Origin of the sequence: Paraburkholderia sp. HD33-4 (assembly GCF_021390635.1) — a bacterium.
Lineage (GTDB): Bacteria > Pseudomonadota > Gammaproteobacteria > Burkholderiales > Burkholderiaceae > Paraburkholderia.
The window spans coordinates 1,226,300-1,246,719 of sequence record NZ_JAJEJS010000002.1; the positions used below are offsets into that span (position 1 = coordinate 1,226,300).

The 20,420-nt window shown below is 60.9% G+C and carries 19 protein-coding genes and 1 pseudogene; 11 read left to right on the forward strand and 9 right to left on the reverse strand.

What is annotated here, in order from left to right:
* Nucleotides 1–9 precede the first annotated feature (9 nt).
* The 3 genes from L0U84_RS25430 to L0U84_RS25440 are packed head-to-tail and all read left to right on the forward strand — an operon-like array spanning nt 10 to nt 2,689.
* Nucleotides 10–885 (forward strand): 3-hydroxyacyl-CoA dehydrogenase family protein, encoded by an 876-nt coding sequence (locus L0U84_RS25430; RefSeq protein WP_233853767.1) that lies wholly within the window; start codon nt 10–12, stop codon nt 883–885.
* A gap of 2 nt (nt 886–887) precedes the next feature.
* Nucleotides 888–1,571 (forward strand): 3-hydroxyacyl-CoA dehydrogenase family protein, encoded by a 684-nt coding sequence (locus L0U84_RS25435; protein ID WP_233853769.1) that lies wholly within the window; start codon nt 888–890, stop codon nt 1,569–1,571.
* Nucleotides 1,568–2,689, forward strand: a complete 1,122-nt coding sequence (locus L0U84_RS25440; RefSeq protein ID WP_233853771.1) for a CaiB/BaiF CoA transferase family protein — start codon at nt 1,568–1,570, stop codon at nt 2,687–2,689. The genes L0U84_RS25435 and L0U84_RS25440 overlap by 4 nt, the downstream gene beginning before the upstream one ends.
* A gap of 65 nt (nt 2,690–2,754) precedes the next feature.
* Here L0U84_RS25440 and L0U84_RS25445 read toward each other — a convergent pair whose 3' ends face one another.
* On the reverse strand, nt 2,755–3,324 hold the full coding sequence (locus L0U84_RS25445; protein ID WP_233853772.1) for a DUF2889 domain-containing protein: 570 nt from the start codon (nt 3,322–3,324) through the stop codon (nt 2,755–2,757).
* A gap of 279 nt (nt 3,325–3,603) precedes the next feature.
* Between L0U84_RS25445 and L0U84_RS25450 the strand changes: the two genes are divergently transcribed.
* From L0U84_RS25450 to L0U84_RS25460, 3 genes are all read left to right on the forward strand, one after another.
* A complete protein-coding gene (locus L0U84_RS25450; RefSeq protein WP_233853773.1) occupies nt 3,604–4,086 on the forward strand; it encodes a MaoC/PaaZ C-terminal domain-containing protein in 483 nt (160 codons plus the stop codon).
* Between the two features lie 75 nt (nt 4,087–4,161).
* Nucleotides 4,162–5,007 (forward strand): oxidoreductase, encoded by an 846-nt coding sequence (locus L0U84_RS25455; RefSeq protein ID WP_233853774.1) that lies wholly within the window; start codon nt 4,162–4,164, stop codon nt 5,005–5,007.
* 122 nt (nt 5,008–5,129) lie between these two features.
* The gene (locus L0U84_RS25460) at nt 5,130–6,608 is read left to right on the forward strand and encodes an NAD-dependent succinate-semialdehyde dehydrogenase (RefSeq protein ID WP_233853775.1); all 1,479 of its coding nucleotides are present in this window, start codon (nt 5,130–5,132) and stop codon (nt 6,606–6,608) included.
* A 103-nt stretch (nt 6,609–6,711) separates the two neighbouring features.
* On the opposite strand, the gene L0U84_RS25465 is transcribed toward L0U84_RS25460, so the two are convergent.
* From L0U84_RS25465 to L0U84_RS25475, 3 genes are all read right to left on the reverse strand, one after another.
* On the reverse strand, nt 6,712–7,455 hold the full coding sequence (locus L0U84_RS25465) for an SDR family NAD(P)-dependent oxidoreductase (protein WP_233853776.1): 744 nt from the start codon (nt 7,453–7,455) through the stop codon (nt 6,712–6,714).
* A 63-nt stretch (nt 7,456–7,518) separates the two neighbouring features.
* Nucleotides 7,519–9,189 (reverse strand): class I adenylate-forming enzyme family protein, encoded by a 1,671-nt coding sequence (locus L0U84_RS25470; RefSeq protein ID WP_233853777.1) that lies wholly within the window; start codon nt 9,187–9,189, stop codon nt 7,519–7,521.
* Nucleotides 9,190–9,215: 26 nt separating this feature from the next.
* Nucleotides 9,216–9,995, reverse strand: coding sequence for an enoyl-CoA hydratase-related protein (locus L0U84_RS25475; RefSeq protein ID WP_233853778.1), 780 nt, complete (start codon nt 9,993–9,995; stop codon nt 9,216–9,218).
* Between the two features lie 369 nt (nt 9,996–10,364).
* On the opposite strand from L0U84_RS25475, the gene L0U84_RS25480 reads away from it, so the two are divergent.
* Entirely contained in the window at nt 10,365–12,080 is a 1,716-nt protein-coding gene (locus L0U84_RS25480) for a sigma-54 interaction domain-containing protein (RefSeq protein ID WP_233853780.1), read from the forward strand.
* A 79-nt stretch (nt 12,081–12,159) separates the two neighbouring features.
* Here L0U84_RS25480 and L0U84_RS25485 read toward each other — a convergent pair whose 3' ends face one another.
* On the reverse strand, nt 12,160–12,957 hold the full coding sequence (locus tag L0U84_RS25485; RefSeq protein WP_233853781.1) for an enoyl-CoA hydratase/isomerase family protein: 798 nt from the start codon (nt 12,955–12,957) through the stop codon (nt 12,160–12,162).
* 328 nt (nt 12,958–13,285) lie between these two features.
* Here L0U84_RS25485 and L0U84_RS25490 point away from each other — a divergent pair, with 328 nt between their 5' ends.
* Nucleotides 13,286–14,065 carry an SDR family oxidoreductase gene (locus tag L0U84_RS25490; RefSeq protein WP_233853783.1) on the forward strand — a complete coding sequence of 260 codons (780 nt, stop codon included), beginning with the start codon at nt 13,286–13,288 and terminating at the stop codon, nt 14,063–14,065.
* A gap of 91 nt (nt 14,066–14,156) precedes the next feature.
* Here the strand turns inward: L0U84_RS25490 and L0U84_RS25495 are convergent, their stop codons facing one another.
* Together L0U84_RS25495 and L0U84_RS25500 are read right to left on the reverse strand one after the other, a co-directional pair.
* Nucleotides 14,157–15,155, reverse strand: a complete 999-nt coding sequence (locus tag L0U84_RS25495) for a zinc-dependent alcohol dehydrogenase family protein (protein WP_233853785.1) — start codon at nt 15,153–15,155, stop codon at nt 14,157–14,159.
* A gap of 128 nt (nt 15,156–15,283) precedes the next feature.
* Entirely contained in the window at nt 15,284–16,219 is a 936-nt protein-coding gene (locus L0U84_RS25500) for a LysR family transcriptional regulator (RefSeq protein WP_233853787.1), read from the reverse strand.
* 81 nt (nt 16,220–16,300) lie between these two features.
* Between L0U84_RS25500 and L0U84_RS25505 the strand changes: the two genes are divergently transcribed.
* From L0U84_RS25505 to L0U84_RS25515, 3 genes and pseudogenes are all read left to right on the forward strand, one after another.
* Nucleotides 16,301–16,768, forward strand: coding sequence for a DUF2255 family protein (locus tag L0U84_RS25505; RefSeq protein ID WP_233853789.1), 468 nt, complete (start codon nt 16,301–16,303; stop codon nt 16,766–16,768).
* A gap of 150 nt (nt 16,769–16,918) precedes the next feature.
* Nucleotides 16,919–17,932 carry an alpha/beta hydrolase gene (locus L0U84_RS25510; protein WP_233853791.1) on the forward strand — a complete coding sequence of 338 codons (1,014 nt, stop codon included), beginning with the start codon at nt 16,919–16,921 and terminating at the stop codon, nt 17,930–17,932.
* A 42-nt stretch (nt 17,933–17,974) separates the two neighbouring features.
* Nucleotides 17,975–18,127: pseudogene (locus L0U84_RS25515) on the forward strand (MFS transporter); the annotation flags it as partial.
* A 38-nt stretch (nt 18,128–18,165) separates the two neighbouring features.
* Here the strand turns inward: L0U84_RS25515 and L0U84_RS25520 are convergent.
* Nucleotides 18,166–19,719, reverse strand: a complete 1,554-nt coding sequence (locus tag L0U84_RS25520) for a tripartite tricarboxylate transporter permease (RefSeq protein ID WP_233853793.1) — start codon at nt 19,717–19,719, stop codon at nt 18,166–18,168.
* Complete coding sequence (locus L0U84_RS25525) at nt 19,716–20,192, reverse strand: tripartite tricarboxylate transporter TctB family protein (protein ID WP_233853794.1); 477 nt, start codon at nt 20,190–20,192, stop codon at nt 19,716–19,718. The genes L0U84_RS25520 and L0U84_RS25525 overlap by 4 nt, the downstream gene beginning before the upstream one ends.
* Between the last annotated feature and the right edge of the window lie 228 nt (nt 20,193–20,420).

Here is a 20,420-nt window from a genome sequence, read left to right on the forward strand (position 1 = left end):
GAGACCCACATGGCAGAGATCAAGACCGTCGGCATCGCCGGCAGCGGCACGATGGGCTGCGGCATGGCGATCGTTGCCGCGCGCGCCGGGTTCGTCACCTGGGTGTACGACACGCGGCAGGACGCGCTCGACCGGGCGCGTGCCCAGACAGAGAGCTTTTTGAAGAAATCGGCCGAGCGCGGCAAGATTCCCGCCGATGCCGTTCCCGAGATCATGTCGCGCTGGCACGGCACGACCACGCTGGAGAACCTCGCCGAATGCGACGTCGTGATCGAAGCGGTGTTCGAGGACCTCGGCGTGAAACACCAACTGTTCAGCGCGCTCGACAAGGTGTGTCCCCCGCACACGATCTTCGCGTCCAACACGTCGACGATTTCGATCACGGAAATCGCAGGAGGCTGCGGCCGTGCGGACCGCTTTGTCGGTATGCATTTCTGCCTGCCGGCGCAACTCATGAAGCTCATCGAAATGTCGCCGGGCATCAACACCAGCGATGACACCTTCGAGCGTGCATGGGCATTCGCTCAGGCCCTGGGCCAGAAGCCCGTGCGTACTCAGGATACGCCGGGGTTCATCCTCAACTACTTTCTGATTCCATTCAACAACGACGCCATCCGGCTCGTGGAGCAGGGCGTGGCCGAACCGGCCGACATCGACCGTGCAATCAAGACCGCGCTGGGCTATCCGATGGGCCCGATGGAACTCCTCGATCTGGTCGGCATGGACACCCAGCGCCTGTTGTGCGAGGCCATGCATGGCCTGACTCATGAGCCTCGCGCCGCATGTCCGCCACTGGTCAAACGCATGATCGCGGCTGGGCGCCTCGGGAAAAAGTCGGGCCGGGGTTTTCACACATACGACAACACGAAGATGTTCGGAGCATGACCATGACCTATCGCATCACTCGTGCAGGACAAAGCGGTTCGTTTCCTGAGGGCCATGCCTTCATCGATGCGGCGACCGACGACGCGAAGGCGCGCATCTATGTCGGAGTCGATGCCGGACGCGCGTTCGTGCGCGACGTGCAATGCGGATGGCAAGCTGCCGACGCGCCGTTCGTCGCAATTGAACTGGGCTACGAGTGCCTCGCCGACTACACCGCTGACTCTGCTCGCGCGGATCTTGAAGGGGGAGCCGCACCCAACGTCTTTGGCTTCGCGCGCTTCAGGCTCGGTGAAGCGGTGCCCAGCAACCTGATCGAACTCGTCAAGCCGGCGCAGGCGAATAGCGAAGCACTTGAGCAGGCAAAAGCCGCGTTCGAGGCGGCCGGTTTCGTCGTTGCCGTATGTGGAGACTTTCCTGGGCGGATTGTCGACCGCCTGGTGCGTCCTTACTACAACGCGGCGCTACGGCGGCTCGACGAGAAGCTCGCGAGCTCAACCGATCTCGACATGACCTTGCGCCTCGGGCTCGGCTATCCCGAAGGACCCATCGCGCTGCTCGAGCGCACGGGATTGCAGCATCACTACGAGGCGACACAGGCCTTGTATGAAGCGCTCGGCGACGCGGCTTACGCGCCAGCGCGGCGCGCTCAGGTGGCATATCGCCGGGCAAAGGAGAAGGCGCAATGACGCTGCCGCTGCAGGGCGTCAAGGTTGTCGACCTCAGCACCTTGCTGCCGGGTCCGATGTGCACGCTGCTGATGGCCGAGGCGGGCGCCGAGGTCGTCAAGATCGAGCGTCCGAAGGGGGGCGACGAGATGCGCAGCTACGTGCCGAAGCGAGGGCCGGACAGCGTGAACTTCGGTTTGCTCAATCGCGGCAAGCGCTCCGTCGCGCTCGACCTCAAAACGCAAGCCGGACGCGATGCGGCGCTTGCGTTGATCGAACAAGCCGACGTCCTCGTTGAACAGTTCCGGCCTGGCGTAATGGATCGGCTGGGACTCGGCTACGATGTCCTCGCCGCGCGCAATCCTCGCCTCGTGTATTGTTCGATCACCGGTTACGGTCAGACCGGACCAAAGGCGGACGTGGCCGCGCATGACCTGAACTATCTCGCCGAATCCGGCATGCTCGCGCTTTGCGCCGGCAGCGACGGCGCGCCGGTTCTGCCGCCGGCCTTGATTGCCGACATCGCGGGTGGCACCTATCCGGCGATGATGAACATCCTGTTCGCTCTCAGGCAAAGAGAGCAGACGGGACAAGGCTGCCGGCTCGATATTTCGATGGCCGACAACCTGTTTACGTTCATGTACTGGGCGCTCGGCAACGGCGAGTCGGGATATGGTTGGCCGAAACCAGGCGGTGAGCTCGTGACGGGCGGCACGGCTCGCTATCAGATCTATCGCGCTGCGGACGGCCGGTACCTGGCTGCCGCGCCGCTCGAAGAAAAATTCTGGCAGAACTTCACCCGGATTATCGGTGCGCCGGAGCTGGCGACAGCGGACGGACTTGACCCTGCCGTGAAGGATCGGGTTGCGGCGCTGATCGGAAGTGAACCGTCCGATGTATGGGTCGAACGCTTTGCCGATGTCGACGCCTGCACGGTGCGCATTGTCGGGCTGGAGGAAGCAGTGAAGGATCCGCACTTCGTACAACGAGGCTTGTTTGATCGAAAGGTGCGCATGCCCGGCGGCGATGTCATGACGGCGCTTCCGGTGCCGATCGCCGATGTGTTCCGGGCTAAGGACGAGGTGCGCGATTCCCCGGCGCTGGGCAGCAGCGAAGCAAGGTTCGAGCGTGGTGGTTGAGGCTTCACGTTATTGACAAGCGTTTGCATGCGATCGCGCGCCCGCGGCGCGCGATCGACCACCTGTCACTCATCGGGCAATTCGTTTTCTGCTCGATGATGCTCGGGCCACAACATCTTCACGACGTCCCGATGCACGTCGTACGCATAGCAACTGTTGAGTTTCACCGGGATGCCTTGCCCGTCCACCGACCGATTCGGTCCCTTCCTTATTCCCATCAATCCTTGCAGCGCTGTCGTGGCGAGCGGAATCAACATCTCCATCAGGTGCGTGCAGCTCACTGAGCCGCGTAAGCGCTGCTTGACTTTGGATGACCAACCGCTGGCAATGCGCTCTCCCACCATCAATTCCAGGCTGGACTCCGCGCCCTTGCAGATGGGATGCGGCGTCACATCCGAAGACGCCTCGATATGCCGCACGACACAGTCGCGGTCCATCGTCACGCGGACCCACAGATCGTGTAGCGGTTCGCCCGGCGGGATGGGTTCGGGTACCGTGGCACGCTTGAAAATGAACGGTTTGCGATCCACCAGATGTGCTTCGACATCGAACAGACCGTCCTCGCGTTCGTAGGCCTTCATTTCGATGACTCGATGATGAATCTCACGGCGTGCTGTGGCGTCGGACAACGGCATAGTTTTCCCCTGGATGCATGGCTTGTTACGTCAACGGCCATATCGAGCAACGATCGGGCCAGTCGACTCGCTACGACCGCCGCCACGCCATCAACCGCTTCGCCCGACGGTATCGGTGTTTGTCTGTCATCGGCGAAGACACTGTGTTGTCGTGACTGACACTTCGAGCGCTGCGCGCCACGGCCGAAGCGGGTCCTTGCCCCGTTCCACCACCTTTGCGAGCGACGGCACGATGGTTGCATTACCGCTTCATCTTCAACGATTGCAAGGAGCGGCGCAATGGCGTCAAGCAGAAGGGGACTTTTCTGGGAGGACTTTGAGGTCGGCATGGTCTTGCAGACTCCGGCACGCACGATCACCTCGACCGATATCGTCAACTTCGCCTGTCTGACCGGCGATTTCAATGAGGTGCACACGAACTGGGAGTACTGCAAGACGACGCCGTTTGGCGAGCCCATTGCTCATGGTCCGCTGGTCTACGGGATCATGGGCGGCCTGACCTACGCGAGCGGCATCAATGACGGCACGCTGCTCGCACTATTGCAGATCGACGGCTGGCGCATGCTCGCACCCGTCAAGCATGGCGACACGTTGCACGCGGAAACGAAGGTGCTGGAACGCAAAGAGTCCAGCAAGCCGGATCGCGGCTCGGTGAAGATGCAGCGGCGCTTCGTTCGGCACGATGGGACGATCGTTCAGGAGATGGAGGTGACGCTGCTATACCGCCGTCGCGGATCGACTTCGTCGGCCCAAAATGGCTGAGCGGTATGAACGAGTGACAGAGGGCAGATGGCAGCCTTCTGCCCGAAACGTATCGAACGACATGGAGAGTGTTCAATGACAGTTCAAACACCTCGTACCTGGTTGATCACGGGTGCGGACAAGGGCCTGGGCCATGCGACCGCGAAGGCCGCACTCGAGCGTGGCGATCGCGTGATCGTTACGGTGCTCGCGCCGGATGGCAGCCATAACCTGTCGGCGCAATACCCCGACACGCTACGAGCGTTTCACCTCGATGCGCGCGACCATGGCCGTTTCGACGAAGTCGTCGTGCAAGCCGAGCGTGCTTTTGGCCGAATCGACGTCCTCGTGAATAACGCGGGCTACGGACTGCTCGCAGTCGCCGAGTCGACTCCCGCGGACAAGTATCGCAACATGTTCGAGATCAATTTCTTCGGTCTCGTCGAAATGACCCGCGCCGTCTTGCCGATCATGCGCCGCCAGCGCTCGGGGCACATCATCAATCTGTCGTCGAAGGCCGGGTTTGTCGGATCGGCCGGCTTCGCTTTCTATAGCGCATCCAAGTTCGCGGTGGAAGGGTATTCGGAAGCGTTGGCAAAGGAGATCAGGCATCTCGGCATTCACGTCACCCTCATCGAGCCGGGCGGCTTCCGCAGCGACTTCGCGGGCCCCTCTCTCGTGTGCGCGTCGAGCGACGAGGAGGACTATGCGGTCACCAACCGCATGATCGAAAAATATGTCGAAGAACGGCACGGCAAGCAACAGAGCGACCCGGCCAAGTTTGGTCCCGCGCTGAGCCGGCTCGTCGACGCGGAGAAGCCGCCGTTGCGCTTGCCGCTCGGAATCGACAGCATCGAACTCATTCGCGATGACTTACGCTCGGTCAGCGCCGAACTCGATCGCTGGGAGGAGCTCACGATGTCGACGATGGTAGACGATTGAACGGGCAGTCGCCGGGCTGGACGAAGAGACTCGGCGGCGTGTTCGAAGACCGGGCAGCGAGGCCGCTCCCGCGTGCATGAGGCTCGTCTGGATGAAAACGACGCAACAACAGGAGCAAGGTCATGCCGATGTCAGGCACAGAGGAAGAAAAAAGTAAGGCAGCGAGTGCGTATCCGCGCATCGGATGTTTCATCGACGGTGAATGGATCTACGATCGGCCCGCGTGTCAACAGGTCATCAATCCCAGTGATGAAAGTCCGCTCGGTCCGGTGCCGCGTGCGACGAGTGAAGATCTCGCGCGCGCACTCGAGGCTGCGGGCAGAGGCTTCCTGGTATGGCGCGATACGCCGCCACAGAAGCGCGCCGCCCTGTTACTCAGAGCGACCGCGCTGCTGCGCGATCGCGCCGAGCAGATCGCGCGCATCATTACGCTCGAACAGGGCAAACCGATTGCGGATGCGCGAGGCGAGGTTGAACGCGCGAGCACGTTCCTGGAATGGGATGCCGCGCAGTGTCTGCGCACCTACGGCAGCATCGTTCCGGCCGAGCCGCAGATGCAGCGGCTTGTCATGCGGCAGCCGATTGGGCCGGTCGCGGCATTCACACCGTGGAACGTACCGATCAGCTCGCCATCGCGCAAGATCAGCGCTTCTCTGGCGGCAGGCTGCTCGGTCGTCCTCAAGGCTGCGGAAGAAACACCGGCCACGGCATGCGCGTTCGTCCAGTGTTTCGTCGATGCCGGCTTGCCAGCGGGCGTCCTGAATCTGGTATTCGGCGATCCGGCGCAAATCTCGTCCATGCTGATCGCCTCGCCGGTGATCCGGATGATCACGCTCACCGGGTCGGTACAGGTCGGCAAACAGTTGACGCAACTTGCTGCCGCCGCCATGAAGCCGGTACTGATGGAATTAGGCGGCCATGCGCCGGTGCTGATAGGAGCAGACGTCGACGCTGCGAATGTGGCGCGACTCGCTTGCTCGTCGAAGATGCGCATGGCGGGTCAGATCTGTGCATCGCCGACACGTTTCATTATTCACGATCAGATCTATGACGAATTCGTCACGGCGTTCGCCGGCGCGGCCAGTGAACTACGCGTTGGCGACGGATTCGAACCGGGTGTGCAAATGGGACCGGTCGCCAACGGGCGCAGGCTTACCGCGCTGGAGGACCTCGTGGGTGACGCGAGGGAGTGCGGGGCGCGTGTGGCCGCGGGTGGGCGTCGCATTGGCGAGCGCGGCTACTTCTATGCGCCGACGGTGATCGCCGACGTGCCGTTGCGGGCCAAGGCCATGCGCGAGGAGCCCTTCGGCCCGCTTGCACTGTGCGTGCCGATGCGCGATCTCGACGAAGGTATCGCGTTGGCAAATAGCTTGTCGGTGGGCCTGTCTGCCTATGCGTTCACCAATTCGCTGCAGGACGCCGAGCGTATCGGTCGCGAGGTCGAATGCGGCGTACTGTCGATCAATCACTTCGGGAGCCCTGGCGCCGAAACCCCGTTCGGCGGCGTGAAAGACAGTGGCATGGGTCGCGAGGGTGGAGCCGAATCGCTCGACTCTTATACGATCACGAAGACCGTATTGCAACGTACGGCGCGCGTTTAAGAAAAAGGCACGCCTCGCGGCGTGCCAGTTCGATGAGACTCCAAGAGCTGGTCTTCGGTGCCCGTCAAGCGGGAGCGCGGACAAGACGCTCCCTGTCCGCGTCCTAGTGCGCGATGCCTTGTCCACCGTCGATGTAGATTGTTTCCCCGGTAAGAAATCCGCTCGTAGGAGCGAACAGCGACGTGACCAGAGCGGCAACTTCATCGGCGGTCCCAGGACGGCCGCGGGGAATGCGCTTTTCCAGGTAGGCCTTCAGCGGGCCAGCGGCGATGGAGTCCGCGTTCAAGTCGGTTTGAATGTATCCGGGCGCCACGTTCATGACCCGGATCCCCTTGCCGCCCCATTCGACCGCGAGGCAACGCGTGATCGCACCGACGGCTGCCTTGCTCGCGCAGTATGCAAGGTTGCGTTTCACGCCCAGCTTGTCGAAAAACGAACCAATATTGACGATCAGCCCGCCGCCATTCGCGATCAGATGAGGGTAGACCGCCTGGCAAGCCGAGACTACTGCCGTGGCGTTCATGTCCATCACATGCCGCCACTGGTCAAGTGGCAACTCGGCCGACGGCGCATCGACGTGCACGCCGGCATTGTTCACGAGCCCGGTGATACGCCACCCTTCGCCGTTCAGTTCTTTAAACACGGCCGAAAGCGCTTCGGGTTCTGTCACGTCCGCTTTGCGAGCGATCCAGCGCTCTGTTACCGCGGGATCGTCAGTCGCACACGAGGGCAGCGATCCGGAACGGGAAAGACAAACGACATGGTGGCCTTGAGCAGCAAGCGCGAGAGCTATCGCCGCACCGATACCTCGACTCGCTCCCGTTACGACTATGCAATCACGATTCATTCACGCAACTCCAGACTATTTGTTCGGTTAGACCGGCTCCTGAGCGCTGGCTTTCCATCCGACTCATGCTGCACGGAACCGCACGGGTTCGGGTTTGAGCTCGCCTTTCTGAACCTGCAGCGTCAGCTCGCGTTTGAGAATCTTGCCGCTCGCCGTCATTGGAAACTCGGACAGTGCGACCAAATATTCCGGCATGTCGAATTTCGACAAACCTTCGCGCGCAAGGTGTTGCAGGACATCGTCTGCTGTCGGCGCAATGCCGTCGCAGATGATCGCGAGACAGACCTTCTCTCCGAGGCGTTCGTCCGCCACCCCGAACGCGGCGGCTTTTTTAATGCCCGGGTGACGATGCGCGTACTCCTCGATATGACTCGGATGGATGTTATGACCACCGCGAATGATGAGATCCTTCTTGCGTCCGACGATTTCGAGGTTGCCGGCACTGTCGAACCGTCCGAGGTCGCCGCTCATGAACCATCCACTACTATTGAACGACGATTCGGTCGCAGTCTGATTGTTGAAGTAGCCGAGCATCAGCACGCCACCGCGCCCGCCGATTTCGCCGACCTCACCGGGGGCCGCTTCGAGGTCCGGATTGTCCGGTTGCCACAAACGGATCTCATAGCCGCCGCACGATTTGCCGCAAGTGCTCGTGATGGTTTCCACGGTGTCGTCCGGCTTTGTGTATTGGTGTGAACCGTTCTCCGTCATACCGTAGACGTTTTGCGGCTTTGCGCCGAGCGACAGAAGCTTACGGGCCGTTTCGGTGGGGATGAGACTCCCTGCCATGTAAAAGACCTTCACGGAGCCGAGTCGCATAACGCTGCGTCGATCGACCTCTCGTAGCAGATCGATCGCGTGTGTAGGAACGCCCATTACATAGGTCGCAGCTGTGCTCTCGATCCAGTCAAGTGCCGTCACGCCAGCCGAAGGATCGAACATAACGAGCTCGCAACCTGCCACTAACGTTTGCTCCACGGCGACGGTTGCGACGTGATGGCTCATTGGGCTCAATGTGAGCAGCACCGTGTTGTGGTCCTGCGACCAGTCCGCGACCAGCGCGCGGCCATTCGCCAGCAGCGTATTGTCGCTGTGCATGACGCCTTTGGGCGTGCCAGTGGTCCCGCTCGTGAACGCCAGATAGACGACTTGATCCGGGTTCGTGCTGGCAGGCGGCAGCGGAATGCGCGACACCTGTCCTGGATAGGGCATCCGCTGGACGCCCTCGGGCAATCGCGGGTCTTGTGCGTCCAGCGGCGGCAGAGCGTAGACCCGCTTCACATGCGGCATGTCGGAGACGCGCGAGAAGATGTTCGCGGTTTCCGCGTCCGCTCCCCAGCCCGGCTGGGCGAACAGCGCTCGACAATCAATGCGTCCGAGCATGGCCACGATCTCGGAGACCGTGTAGTTCTGATGCAATGAAGGATTGCAGACGTAACCGTTGCGAGAACAGGCCAGCAGTATCACCACCGTTTCGAGCCGGTTCGGCAGCCAGATCGACACACGGTCGCCGGTGCGCAAGCCGCTGTCGTGAAGATCGGCTGCAACGGCATCGGCCCACGCGACGATGGCGCTCCACGTCATGCGCCGGGTACCGTCGCGCACGGCAAACGCGCTGCCGCGCTCTGTCGCATGGCGCCTCGCCAGCGAATAAAGCGTGTCGGTTTGCCAGATGCCTGTGAGATAGTGCCGTCGATCGATCGCAGGATCATGCAGGGTAAGAAGGTGCGACATGGTCGGAGCTCCGCAAGTCTCGAGATTCAGTGACCGAAGCGCGTAGCGTCCGGACTGCGACGCTCGGCGAATGCCGAGGCAACTTCAGCGTGTTCGTCAGTCTCGAGATAGCCGCGCAGAAGGAGGTCATGCGCCATGCGCGAAAGGCCGCTTACGCCGCCGTGCTTCGCGTTGAACGCAGCCTTGATGGAGGCAAGCGCGAACGCGCCGCGATCCGCTATTTCGAGCGCGAGCTTGCGGGTCGCATCCTGCAACTCGGCGTCTGGTACCACGTGATTGATGAGCCCCCATTCCTGCGCTCCGCGGGCAGTGAGTTTGGGGTTGCGATACCACATCTCCTTGGCGCGCTTCTTCCCGATGAGGTCTTCGAGGTACCAGGTGCCGTAGCCGGCGTCGAAGCTGCCCACCATCGGGCCCACTTGCCTGAATATCGCGCTTTCCTTCGCGATGGTGATGTCGCAAACCACTTGCAGGACATTGCCGCCGCCAACGGCGAACCCGTTGACCGACGCAATCACAGGCTTTTGCAACCGGTCGATGCTCTCGTACATTTCCAGCGTTGGCAGCACGCCCGCATACAGCAGCGAATCTTCCATGCCGTCCTTGCGTCCGCCCGTGCAGAAGAACTTGTCTCCTGCGCCCGTGATGACGATCACGCGCGTGCGTGTTTCTCTCCGGATCTCGTTGACGCAATCGCGAATCTCATGGCACATGCGCGCGGTGAACATGTTGCCGTCATGGGGGCGATTGAGCGTGATGGTACCGATCGGGCCGTCTTCCTGATAAATGATCTCTTCGAACTGCATGGACTTGCTCCTCCTGTGTGATGGTCCGCGTAACACGTCTGCCAAAACGCTCTCGGCTCGGTCGACGAGTACGTCTGCGCGGCGTTGCAGTGGGGCGAATTCCGCAAGTCCTATGCCAATGGAGCGAGAGACCGGGGATGGCCGGGATTACCCTCGTTATTCGGAGTGGGCACCGGGTGATCGCCTTCCATCAAAGCACTCGAAATCAATGCAAACGGCGGTTTCGACTCGCGATTCATGAGAGGCAGATATAAGTGAAATCAACCGCCGACCGGTAATGGGACGCAGCCACGGTGGTACGCTTGTGTCCACGGCGAGTACAGACTTATCAGCAGAACACACCAATGCTCGCGACGGAGACACTGAATCATGGAGACAGTTGAAATGGTCCGACCGCGTCCGCTCGCATCGACGTTACGCGGTGTGTTGATCCTTGCTGCAGACGGCAAGGAGTTGGTGGCTAGCGGCATCGCGGAACAACGAGAAATGGCGACGCGCATCGTGTCCGGATGGCACGAGGCGAGGCGGCGTCAGCGGGTGCTCTTTTCGGTAGAGGGTCCCGACGCGTCGCCGGTCGTTGTCGTGGTGCTGCCGGAGGCCGATGTCACCGTCCTGGTGGCCATGGTCCGGGAAGGGCGCGATGCGCTCTTCGAGTTTGTCAGCACAGTGGATTTCGCTAGCGACATCCTTGCGCATTTCCTCACGAATCCGTTCGAAGCGCTGACCGTGGTCGATAAGGCGGGTATGTTGCGCTACATGAGCCCGGTCCACGAACGGTTCTTCGGCATGAAGGCCGGCAGCGGGATTGGCCGTCATGTAACCGACGTGATCGAGAACACGCATTTGCACCAGGTCGCGGAGTCCGGCAAGTCGGAGATCGGTTCGCTGCAGGAAATGCGCGGTGTCACGCGCGTGGTGACGCGGCACCCGATCATGAACGCGCGCGGTGATACCGTCGGCGCGATCGGGCAAGTGATGTTCAAGGGTCCTGAGCAATTGCAGGCTTTCTCGAACGAACTCGCCAAACTCAAATCCGAAGTCGCGTATTACCGGCGGGAACTCAAAGATCTGAAAACGCGAGGCTATGGGCTCGACCAGATCGTCGGCGAGAGCCTCGCGATGCAGCGGCTCAAACAGCAGATCATCAAGGTGGCCCCGCTCGACGTGCCCGTGCTACTGACCGGTGAAAGCGGCACGGGCAAGGAACTGGCCGCGCACGCGATCCACAAGCTCAGTGTGCGGCGCGATGCGAATCTCGTGATGGTCAATGCGGCGGCGCTCCCGGCGACGCTCGTCGAAAGCGAACTGTTCGGCTATGAGGCAGGGTCGTTCACGGGCGCTGAGCGCAAGGGGAGAAAAGGCCAGATCGAGCAAGCAGACCAAGGCAGCCTGTTCTTCGATGAAGTGGGCGACATGCCAGCCGAAGTACAGGTCAAGCTGCTGCGCGTGTTGCAGGATGGCTCTTTTCAACGTGTCGGCGGCAACGAGCCGCGCCACTCGAATTTCCGTCTGATCAGCGCGAGCAACCGGAACTTCGAAGCCATGATCGACGAAGGCACGTTCCGGTTGGATCTGTTTTACCGGATCGGCGCAGTCGTCATACGCTTGCCCGCACTGCGCGAACGTCTCGACGATATTCCGCTGCTCGCGGATCTGGCGCTCAGAAACTTCGCTGAACGGCATGGTCAACAGCCGAAAAAAATGTCGGCTCAGGCGATTGAGTTCCTCAAGGCGCAATCATGGCCGGGCAACGTGCGTCAACTGATGCACACCGTCGAACGCGCGGCGATCTTCAGCGAGTCCGACGTCATCACCGCAGCTGACTTCGGACAGATAGAATCGGCCGGGGCCGAGCCGCCGATGCTGATGTCCGCGCGTACCTACCTCAATCCGGAGCGCAAGCAGTCGCAGCCCGCGATGGGTGAGTCCGTCAGCGTAAGCAGCGCGGTCGAGCAGGTCGAAGAGCAACTGATTCGCACGGCGATGATGCAATACGACGGAAACAAGAAGCGTGTTGCGTCAAGTCTCGGCATATCGAGGTCGTATCTCTACAAGCGACTCGGTCAGATGGGGCTTGCCAACTGAACGAACCGGCTCGATTCGCCGAGTTGCCGAGAGGCGACGGCCCGATCGCCGTCGCCTCCTCGTATTCGCCGCGTCACGCTCAACCCGCGTCGCGGCATGCTCCAGCGAAGTCGGCGGGGCGCCTTTCCAATGCCGCATTGAGGCCTTCACGAAACTCCGTGCTCGACATCGCTAGCGCCTGCCCGAGTCCCTCATACGCGAACATCTCGTGCAGCGAGGTTTCATAACTGCGTGCCATCAGTGCCTTCGCGAGCCCCATCACTTCCGAAGGTCCCTCGGCGAGACGCGTCGCCTCCGCAAGGCTCACTTCTTCGACCTGCTCGTCCGGGACCACCCTGGCAACGAGGCCGAGCTCCAGAGCCTCTTGCGCCGACATGGTGGCGCCGCTGAACAGGAAGTTCTTCGCCCGTGCCATGCCGATCAGTCGAGGCAAGTGGTACATCGTGCCGATGTCCGGCAGCGCACCGAGTTTAAAGAAGCCCGAAATGAACTTTGCGTTTTCGCCAGCAACGAGCATGTCGCCCGTCAGCGCGAGGCCAAGGCCGCCTCCCACTGCAGCGCCTCGTACACCAATGACCACGGGCTTATCGAGTGTAATCAGCGGCGTCAACCAACGGCTCAGGTTGCGGAAGCGCCGATGCACGGGCCACGGATCGCTCGCCGTTTGCAGCATCTTTAGATCGCCGCCAGAACAGAATGTGGGTCCGTCCGCCGTAAGAAGCACCGAGCGCACAGAGCGATTGCGTTCGGCCTGTTCGACTGCATCGCCGAGCTGCTCCCGCAGCTCAGTGGTGAGGGAATTGCGGTTCTCCGGGCTACAGAGTCGGATTACGAGCACGGCACCTTCGGTCGTCGTGCTCACCAGCTGCTTTGTCATTGGGTTCTCCTGTACCGTTCTTGATGGATTGCAATTTGGCAAATGCAACTGCCATGCCAAACAAAGAAAGTCCACCTGACTGGGCCAAGCGAATCGAATGTGTTCTTCCCGGACACAAATTCGTCCGCGCCGGGAACACTCGCAGTGGCGCCAGCAAAGCGAAAGTAAGGCATGCGTTGCTCTCGCTGGCGAATCGGTTGGTGCGACGGTCCCTCACGATAGTCATTTCGGTAGACGGCGCTCCGGCATGGACCTTGCCTTGGTAACACTCGGACTGGCGAGTAGCAGCAGACCGGCAGACGACGATCGAACCAACGGAGATAACTTGATGTATGCGAATGACACACTGAAGGGGCGCGCCGCGCTCATTACGGGCGGAGGAACAGGGATTGGGCTGGAGATCGCCACGGCGTACGCGAAGCTAGGCGCATCGGTAATGCTCGTGGGCCGCAACGAGGAACGCGTGCAAGCCGCCGCCCAGGCACTCACGGAAGCGGGTGGTGTGGCTGCGGCGCGCAAGGCGGATGTGCGCAATTACGATGAAGTGAAAGCCGCCGTCGACGCCACCGTAGAGTCGTTTGGTTCGCTCGATATTCTTGTGAACAACGCGGCTGGCAACTTCGTGTGTCCGACGGCCGAGCTATCGCCGCGCGGTTGGCAAACGGTCATCGACATCGATCTGAACGGAACATTTCACTGTTGTCACGCGGCTTATCCGTACCTCAAGCAATCAAGGCAGGGCGCGTCGATCATCAGCATCATCACCATGCTTGGCGTGACGGGATGGCCTCAGGCAGCACACGCCGCAGCTGCAAAAGGCGGCATCCTGTCACTGTCCCGCACGCTTGCAGTTGAATGGGGTGGCGATGACATTCGCGTCAACACGATCTCTCCGGGTCCCATCGGCGACACAGAGGGCGTACAGCGGATGTATATCGAAAAGGGCCGGGGCGATCTCGAGGCCAAAAAAACCGCGCTTGGACGATTCGGCCGCAAGGAAGACATCGCCAATGCAGCAGTCTTTCTGGCATCGGGGTTGGGCGCGTATGTCACGGGAGAGAATCTCATCGTGGACGGCGGTCGCTGGCTGAAGTATGTCGCTGCCTGACGAGCGCATGGCTTGACTGTAGCGGATTCGAATTTTCGGCATGGCTCTGCCTCTTGCCGAACCGGGCGTGAAGTCTGCCGCGCCCGGCTCATCATCCGGCGCAGCCGAAACAAAGCATCGGCTTTGCTGCTCCGGGTCGCAGGGCTTGCTCTACCGCACTTTTCCAATTCTCGACGGCAAACGCTTGAACCGGAGGCGGATCGGCGTGGAGCAAGGCTTGCCACAAGCGCAGAAACTGTCTCTGCCATGTGCCGGGGGGCATCGTCGCCAGGTAATCCCGAAGATGGAACCGCCGGTAGCTGGCGCGTGGGGTGCCGGATGGCCTGATGCTCTGTCCGGATAGAAGGCCGTAGGCGATGAAAACCGTGCCGTCGAGCATGGCATCAATCACGATTGAGCCGACCGGCCCGCCGAGGGCATCAAAAGCTAGATCCGCTTCTCTCGCCGCTGCCGTTACCGCTTGTATGTCGTTCATGGAGATAGGTTCGATGCCACACGCGATAAGTCGTTTCACACGACTGTCAGAGCGATAGATGCCTTGAATTTTTGCTGCGCCTTGCTCCTGCGCCCATCGTCCCAGAAGTTCGGCACAGGCTGACCCTGCACCGCTCAGAAGCACCCGCTTGCCAGCGACCGGGAAGGTATCCAGCATGGTCAAGGCTGCTAGTGGGTTGATATAGGCTCGCGCTGCGACGAGATCGCCAATCGTATCTGGCGCCGGGACAGCAAGGTCGGGGTCGCAATCGACGTAGGATTGCCAGGTGCCCGTGCCGCGCAGCGGCAGCACGCGCCGCCCGATGAGTTCGGCGTGAGTTTCGGGTGCATGGATCACCCGACCCACACCTTCGTAGCCTGCGACTGCGGGAAGCTGGATACGGTGCGAGTAGGCGCCGGTAATTGGAATCAGGTCGGACGGATTGACCGGCGCAACGGTCATGGCAACGCGCATCTGCAACGGGTTGGCCGGCGGCAAAGCAAGTGTTTCCAGACGAAGCTGCTCAGTGGGTGTGCCGAACGACGGTAAATGAGCGCCTTCAAGAATCGCCCCGTTTGAGAATCTGGCGACATAAGCGACGAAATGCCCTTTCATTGTGGAGGTAAGCGTGCACGGCAAGTCCGCCGTGTCCGGTTCGTGAGCAGGATCGTGCTCGTCGCGTTGCCGACCGAGGCCGCAGGCTCGCGAAGGACATTCCCGCCGAAACCGGCCTGGAGCATCGGCTAACTACCGCGCTTTTTTCGCGCCCTGGCAACGCCGGGCTTTCCCTCGCGCCAGCGCAGCGTGTCGATCACCAGTGCCAGTGCTGGAGGAAGCTGCCGACGGCTGGCGTAATAGAGGTGGTAGCCGGGAAACAGCGGCCACCAGTCTTTGAGCACCGGCTCCAACCGTCCCGCGTCGATGTGAGGCTGCGCGACATCCAGTGGTACATAGGCCAGTCCCATGCCATCCAACGCCGCTTGCAACATCAGGAACGTGTTGTTGAACAAGGTCTGGCCTTCCACACGGACCTTGATCTCCTGGCCATCCTTCTCGAACTCCCAGGCGTACAAGCCACCGTGCGTGGGCAGGCGTAAGTTGATGCAGCGATGCTTGATCAGGTCGTGCGGCGTTGCGGGCAATGGTTGAACAGCGACGTATGCGGGGGCACCCACCACAGCCATGCGCAGGTCCGGCGCAATGCGCACGGCAATCATATCTTTGTCCACTTGATCGCCCAATCGCACGCCAGCGTCGAAACGATGCGCAGCAATGTCGGTCAACCCGTAGTCCACGCTGAACTCGATCTGGACATCGGGGTATGCCTGCATCAATGGTAAAAGGCGCGGCCACAGCGCGGTCACGACGGCATGGTCATTTGCCGTGATGCGCACCATTCCGGCTGGCTTGTCGCGCATTGCACTCAGCGAGCCCAGCTCCAGCTCGATTTCGTCGAGCCGCGGCGCGACCGCATTCAAGAGCCGTGTTCCGGCTTCCGTGGTGGAAACGCTACGGGTCGTGCGCGTGAGTAGCCGCACGCCAAGGCGAGCTTCCAGGGCGAGCATGGCGTGGCTCAGCGCAGAGCGCGAGAGACCCAATTGAGCTGCGGCCCTGGTGAAGCTGCGTTCACGGGCCACGGCTACAAACGCTTGCAGGTCACTCAGATTCTCTTTCGGCATTGGTGAGCTACATTCACATGAGTATGCCGATTTTACTATCTTCCGAACTAGTCGCGTAGGCAATAGAGTGCGCTTGAAGCCATGTCGGAAGTTCTTTACGGCGAAGCTAGCACCAAGCTCTTCGTCTCACATTGCGTGTTCGACCTGGGAACCCCGGATGAGGAAATAGAAATGGCATGGTCTGCTGACGAATTACACCGCATTGTCGAAGCGGACGATCTCAAGATCGCGCCTTTCCGTGATGACGGCATTACCCCAGGCACTCCGACGTGGATCTGGTGCGTCGCTGTGGACGGCGAGCTCTATGTGCGTGCCTACAACGGAAGGCAATCCCGCTGGTATCAAGCCGCCGTTCGCCAGCGTGCCGGGCAGATCGTCGCCGCGGGGATGACTAAAGATGTGGCGTTCGAGCCGGTCGACGGCGAAATCAACGCCAGCATCGACGATGCCTACCGGGCCAAATACAAGGCCAGCTCCTACCTCCGCCCCATGATCGGCGCTGGCGCACGCGCAGCGACGGTCAAGGTGAGTCTTCGGTCGAGTGCTTAATGAAGCGGTTGACCTTTCCCCCTCACCCTCACGACGCATCAAGACAAAACTTCACCGACTCAATTGTGAAGGGCATGGTGGCAGAGACCATGCACGCGAGTAGCCAGCGCCACCTTGCCGCTTGAGTACGGCTCACTAAGAGAAATCATCATGAAAACGCAAAACGAAACTGGCAATGCAGTTGGTCAATCCTTGGCGCAGCCGCAAATACAACTTGGCGATGAATGGGATAAGACCTTCGCCAAAAGCGACCAGGTTGACCATAAGAAAGTCAGCTTCAAGAATCGCTACGGCATCACCCTGGCCGCAGACCTGTATCAGCCGAAGAATCTCAGTGGAAAGCTGGCAGCGATTGCCCTTAGCGGCCCGTTCGGCGCAGTGAAGGAGCAATCGTCGGGTTTTTACGCACAAACCTTGGCGGAACACGGATTCGTCACGCTCGCTTTCGACCCGTCCTATACCGGGGAAAGCGGCGGCGAACCGCGCAATGTCGCCTCGCCGGACATCAACACCGAAGATTTCAGTGCCGCAGTGGATTTTCTCGGCCTGCAACCCAACGTTGAGCGCGAGCGTATCGGCATCATCGGCATTTGTGGCTGGGGCGGCATGGCGCTGAACGCCGCCGCGGTGGACAAGCGCGTCAAGGCAGTCGTGGCTAGCACCATGTACGACATGACGCGCGTCATGTCCAAGGGCTACGACGACAGTGTGACCCTCGAACAGCGCACGCAAGGGCTGGAGCAACTTGGCCAGCAGCGTTGGCAGGATGCGCAAAATGGAACTCCCGCGTACGGCCCGGTTTCCCTTGAACTCAAGGGCGGCGAACCGCAATTCGTGGTGGAGTACGCCGACTACTACAAGACGCCGCGCGGCTTCCACCCGCGCGCGGTCAATTCGAACGGCTCGTGGACCCTTACCACCCCGCTGTCGTTCATGAACATGCCAATCTTGACCTACATCGCGGAAATTTCGCCGCGCCCGATGCTGCTTCTCCACGGCGAAAAGGCGCACTCGCGATATTTCAGCGAAACGGCTTACGCGGCTGCTGTGGAGCCGAAGGAACTCATGATTATTCCGGGCGCCAATCATACGGACTTGTACGACCGCGCCGACATGATCCCGTTCGACAAGCTGGTCTCGTTCTTCCGCGCCCATCTCAAGTAATCAGGGAAACGGTGCCGACAAGCATCGAGCGCCGTTCTTGCGATGTCGCTTGCTGCGTTCGCCCAGGTCCTGTCCAAGCTCATGCCTGTCAGCCTGCTCACGCCGATTGCGGTGGATCTGCATATCAGCGAAGGCCGAGCTGGACAGGCTGTTGTCATTTCCGGCGCGTTCGCCTTGTTGACCAACCTGTTCATTCTGGTCGCTGGGGGAGCGGCTCGGCATCGAAGGCACGCTTATTCGTCAGCGGTGGCGGGTTCTCCGATCGTCGGCATCTCACTGCTCAACGAGCGTCGATTCCGACGCGTCGCGCGCAACCCGAAATATAGCTGGACGGCTAGCATCAGAACGCAAATGCCGATGAACCCAGCGCTGATGGGCCGCTGAACGAACACGATCAGGTCGCCGCGGGACAGCAGCAACGCACGGCGGAAGTTTTCTTCCACCATGGGTCCGAGCACGTACCCAAGCAGAATGGTCGCCACCGGGAAATCAAGCGCAAGCAGTATGGCGCCGATTACTCCGAACACGAGCACTTCGCTCACTTCGAACAGGCTATTGTTGGTGCTGTAGACGCCCACGGCAATAAAGAAGAGTGCGGAAGGGAACATGTAGCGATACGGCACCTGAAGCACTTTGACCCAGATGCCGATCATCGGCACATTGAGGATCAGCAGCAGCACGTTGCCTACCCAGAAGCTCGCGATCAAACCCCAGAACAGGTCAGCGTGCTCCGTGACGAGTTGCGGTCCGGGCTGGTAGCCCTGAATCAGCAGTGCGCCGAGCAGCAGCGCCATCACCGCGTCGCCGGGAATGCCCAGGCTCATCGTCGGGATGAAATCGACCTGGGTTTTTGCGTGCGTGGACGCCTCGGGACTGGCCACGCCTTCGATTGCCCCTTGACCGAAGCGCTCCGGGTGACGTGACACCTTGCGTTCCAGAGCGTAGGCGATGAACGTCGTGATGGTCGGACCGGTGCCCGGAATCGCGCCGAACAGCGTGCCGATGAACGTGCCGCGCACCATCGGCATGAACGACTGCTTGAGTTCGGCCCAAGTGGGACGCATATCGCGCAAACGCACTTTCGCCTGCTTGCCGATGAACTGCACGCGATTGACGTTGCGCAGAAAGTCCGCGACGCCGAACAGGCCCATCGCGAGTGCCACGAGTTCGACCTTGTCGGAGAGTTCGACGAAACCAAGCGTAAAGCGCTCTACGCCGCTGTTGACATCCGTGCCGACGATGCCGAGCAGCAGGCCGAAGGTTGTCATCGCGATGCCCTTCAACGGCGAGCCGCGCGCCATCGTGGACCCTGCCAGCAAGCCCAGCAGCATGATCGAGAAGATCTCGGCAGGCCCGAAGTCGAATGCGACCTTCACCAGCAGCGGTGACGCCACGATCATCACGATAATCCCGACCGAGGCCGCAAAAAACGACGAAATCATCGCAATGCCGAGTGCTGTCCCGCCTTTGCCTTTCAAGGTCAGCGGGTAGCCGTCGATGCAAGTCACCGCGTGAGGCGGATGCGACGGCAGGTTAAGCAGGATGGCGCCGATCGCACCGCCATATTGCGAGCCGTAAAAAATTCCCGCGAGCATGAGGAGTGCCGGCACCGCATGCATCGTGTAGGTCAACGGCAACAGCATGGCGATCGCGGAAAGCGCGCCCATACCGGGCAGCACGCCGATCAGGTTGCCGATCAGCACGCCGAAGAAGGACCACATGAGATTGTGCGGCAGCAATGCGACGCTAAAGCCAAACCACAGGTCGTGAAGTGTTTGTCCGATCATGCGGTGCCCCATTTGAACAAAGGTAACTGGATCTGCAGCGCCCACCAGAACACTACGACGCTGACCAACGCCATCGCGAGGGCAAGGACGAGCGCGTGGCGCCAGTTGTTGTTGCGATCGGCGAACGCGGAAATGAACACGATCGAGAAAGTGGCTGGCACCATGCCGGCATACTTCGCCAGCACGACGAACGATGCGATGCCGAGGCAAATCAGGAACCAGGCTCGCCACTCGGGTGGATGTCGCACCGTTTCCTTACTGGCTTGGGGTCCCGACAGGTGGCCTTTGATTGCGATGGCGAGACCGGAAAGAATCAGGATCACGCCGAGCGTAAGCGGAAAAAAGCCTGGACCCATCTGGCTGAGAGTGCCGATGGCAAACGCAGATAGCGAATGCGTCGCCACGACGACACCGAATCCCGCAATGAGGATGCCGCCGACAACGTCCTTGTGCAGGTTACGCACGAGTGTCATGTGGCCTCCGTGTACGGTGAGTAGATGTAGGTCGCGCCGAGGCGGTTGAGATCGAGGCTGGCAAGCCATCGCGATGGTCGTCCGGCTTCGGAAGCGCAGAGTGAAGAGTGACCATCCGCTGCGACGATGCTGGTTTCACTCTTGTTTGGCGGAATCAGAAAGCGAACCAATTGAACCCGCGCGAAATACGCGCGCAGCCTTGGCCCGAGCTGACACATTGTCGGTCGC

Coding starts and splice junctions, on each gene's coding strand:
- L0U84_RS25465 (WP_233853776.1), bottom strand. CDS start 7,455: ATGAATCGTGATTGCATAGTCGTAACGGGAGCGAGTCGAGGTATCGGT.
- L0U84_RS25475 (WP_233853778.1), bottom strand. CDS start 9,995: ATGCAGTTCGAAGAGATCATTTATCAGGAAGACGGCCCGATCGGTACC.
- L0U84_RS25450 (WP_233853773.1), top strand. CDS start 3,604: ATGGCGTCAAGCAGAAGGGGACTTTTCTGGGAGGACTTTGAGGTCGGC.
- L0U84_RS25480 (WP_233853780.1), top strand. CDS start 10,365: ATGGAGACAGTTGAAATGGTCCGACCGCGTCCGCTCGCATCGACGTTA.
- L0U84_RS25440 (WP_233853771.1), top strand. CDS start 1,568: ATGACGCTGCCGCTGCAGGGCGTCAAGGTTGTCGACCTCAGCACCTTG.
- L0U84_RS25460 (WP_233853775.1), top strand. CDS start 5,130: ATGCCGATGTCAGGCACAGAGGAAGAAAAAAGTAAGGCAGCGAGTGCG.
- L0U84_RS25485 (WP_233853781.1), bottom strand. CDS start 12,957: ATGACAAAGCAGCTGGTGAGCACGACGACCGAAGGTGCCGTGCTCGTA.
- L0U84_RS25500 (WP_233853787.1), bottom strand. CDS start 16,219: ATGCCGAAAGAGAATCTGAGTGACCTGCAAGCGTTTGTAGCCGTGGCC.
- L0U84_RS25520 (WP_233853793.1), bottom strand. CDS start 19,719: ATGATCGGACAAACACTTCACGACCTGTGGTTTGGCTTTAGCGTCGCA.
- L0U84_RS25510 (WP_233853791.1), top strand. CDS start 16,919: ATGAAAACGCAAAACGAAACTGGCAATGCAGTTGGTCAATCCTTGGCG.
- L0U84_RS25435 (WP_233853769.1), top strand. CDS start 888: ATGACCTATCGCATCACTCGTGCAGGACAAAGCGGTTCGTTTCCTGAG.
- L0U84_RS25455 (WP_233853774.1), top strand. CDS start 4,162: ATGACAGTTCAAACACCTCGTACCTGGTTGATCACGGGTGCGGACAAG.
- L0U84_RS25490 (WP_233853783.1), top strand. CDS start 13,286: ATGTATGCGAATGACACACTGAAGGGGCGCGCCGCGCTCATTACGGGC.
- L0U84_RS25505 (WP_233853789.1), top strand. CDS start 16,301: ATGTCGGAAGTTCTTTACGGCGAAGCTAGCACCAAGCTCTTCGTCTCA.
- L0U84_RS25495 (WP_233853785.1), bottom strand. CDS start 15,155: ATGAAAGGGCATTTCGTCGCTTATGTCGCCAGATTCTCAAACGGGGCG.
- L0U84_RS25445 (WP_233853772.1), bottom strand. CDS start 3,324: ATGCCGTTGTCCGACGCCACAGCACGCCGTGAGATTCATCATCGAGTC.
- L0U84_RS25470 (WP_233853777.1), bottom strand. CDS start 9,189: ATGTCGCACCTTCTTACCCTGCATGATCCTGCGATCGATCGACGGCAC.
- L0U84_RS25430 (WP_233853767.1), top strand. CDS start 10: ATGGCAGAGATCAAGACCGTCGGCATCGCCGGCAGCGGCACGATGGGC.
- L0U84_RS25525 (WP_233853794.1), bottom strand. CDS start 20,192: ATGACACTCGTGCGTAACCTGCACAAGGACGTTGTCGGCGGCATCCTC.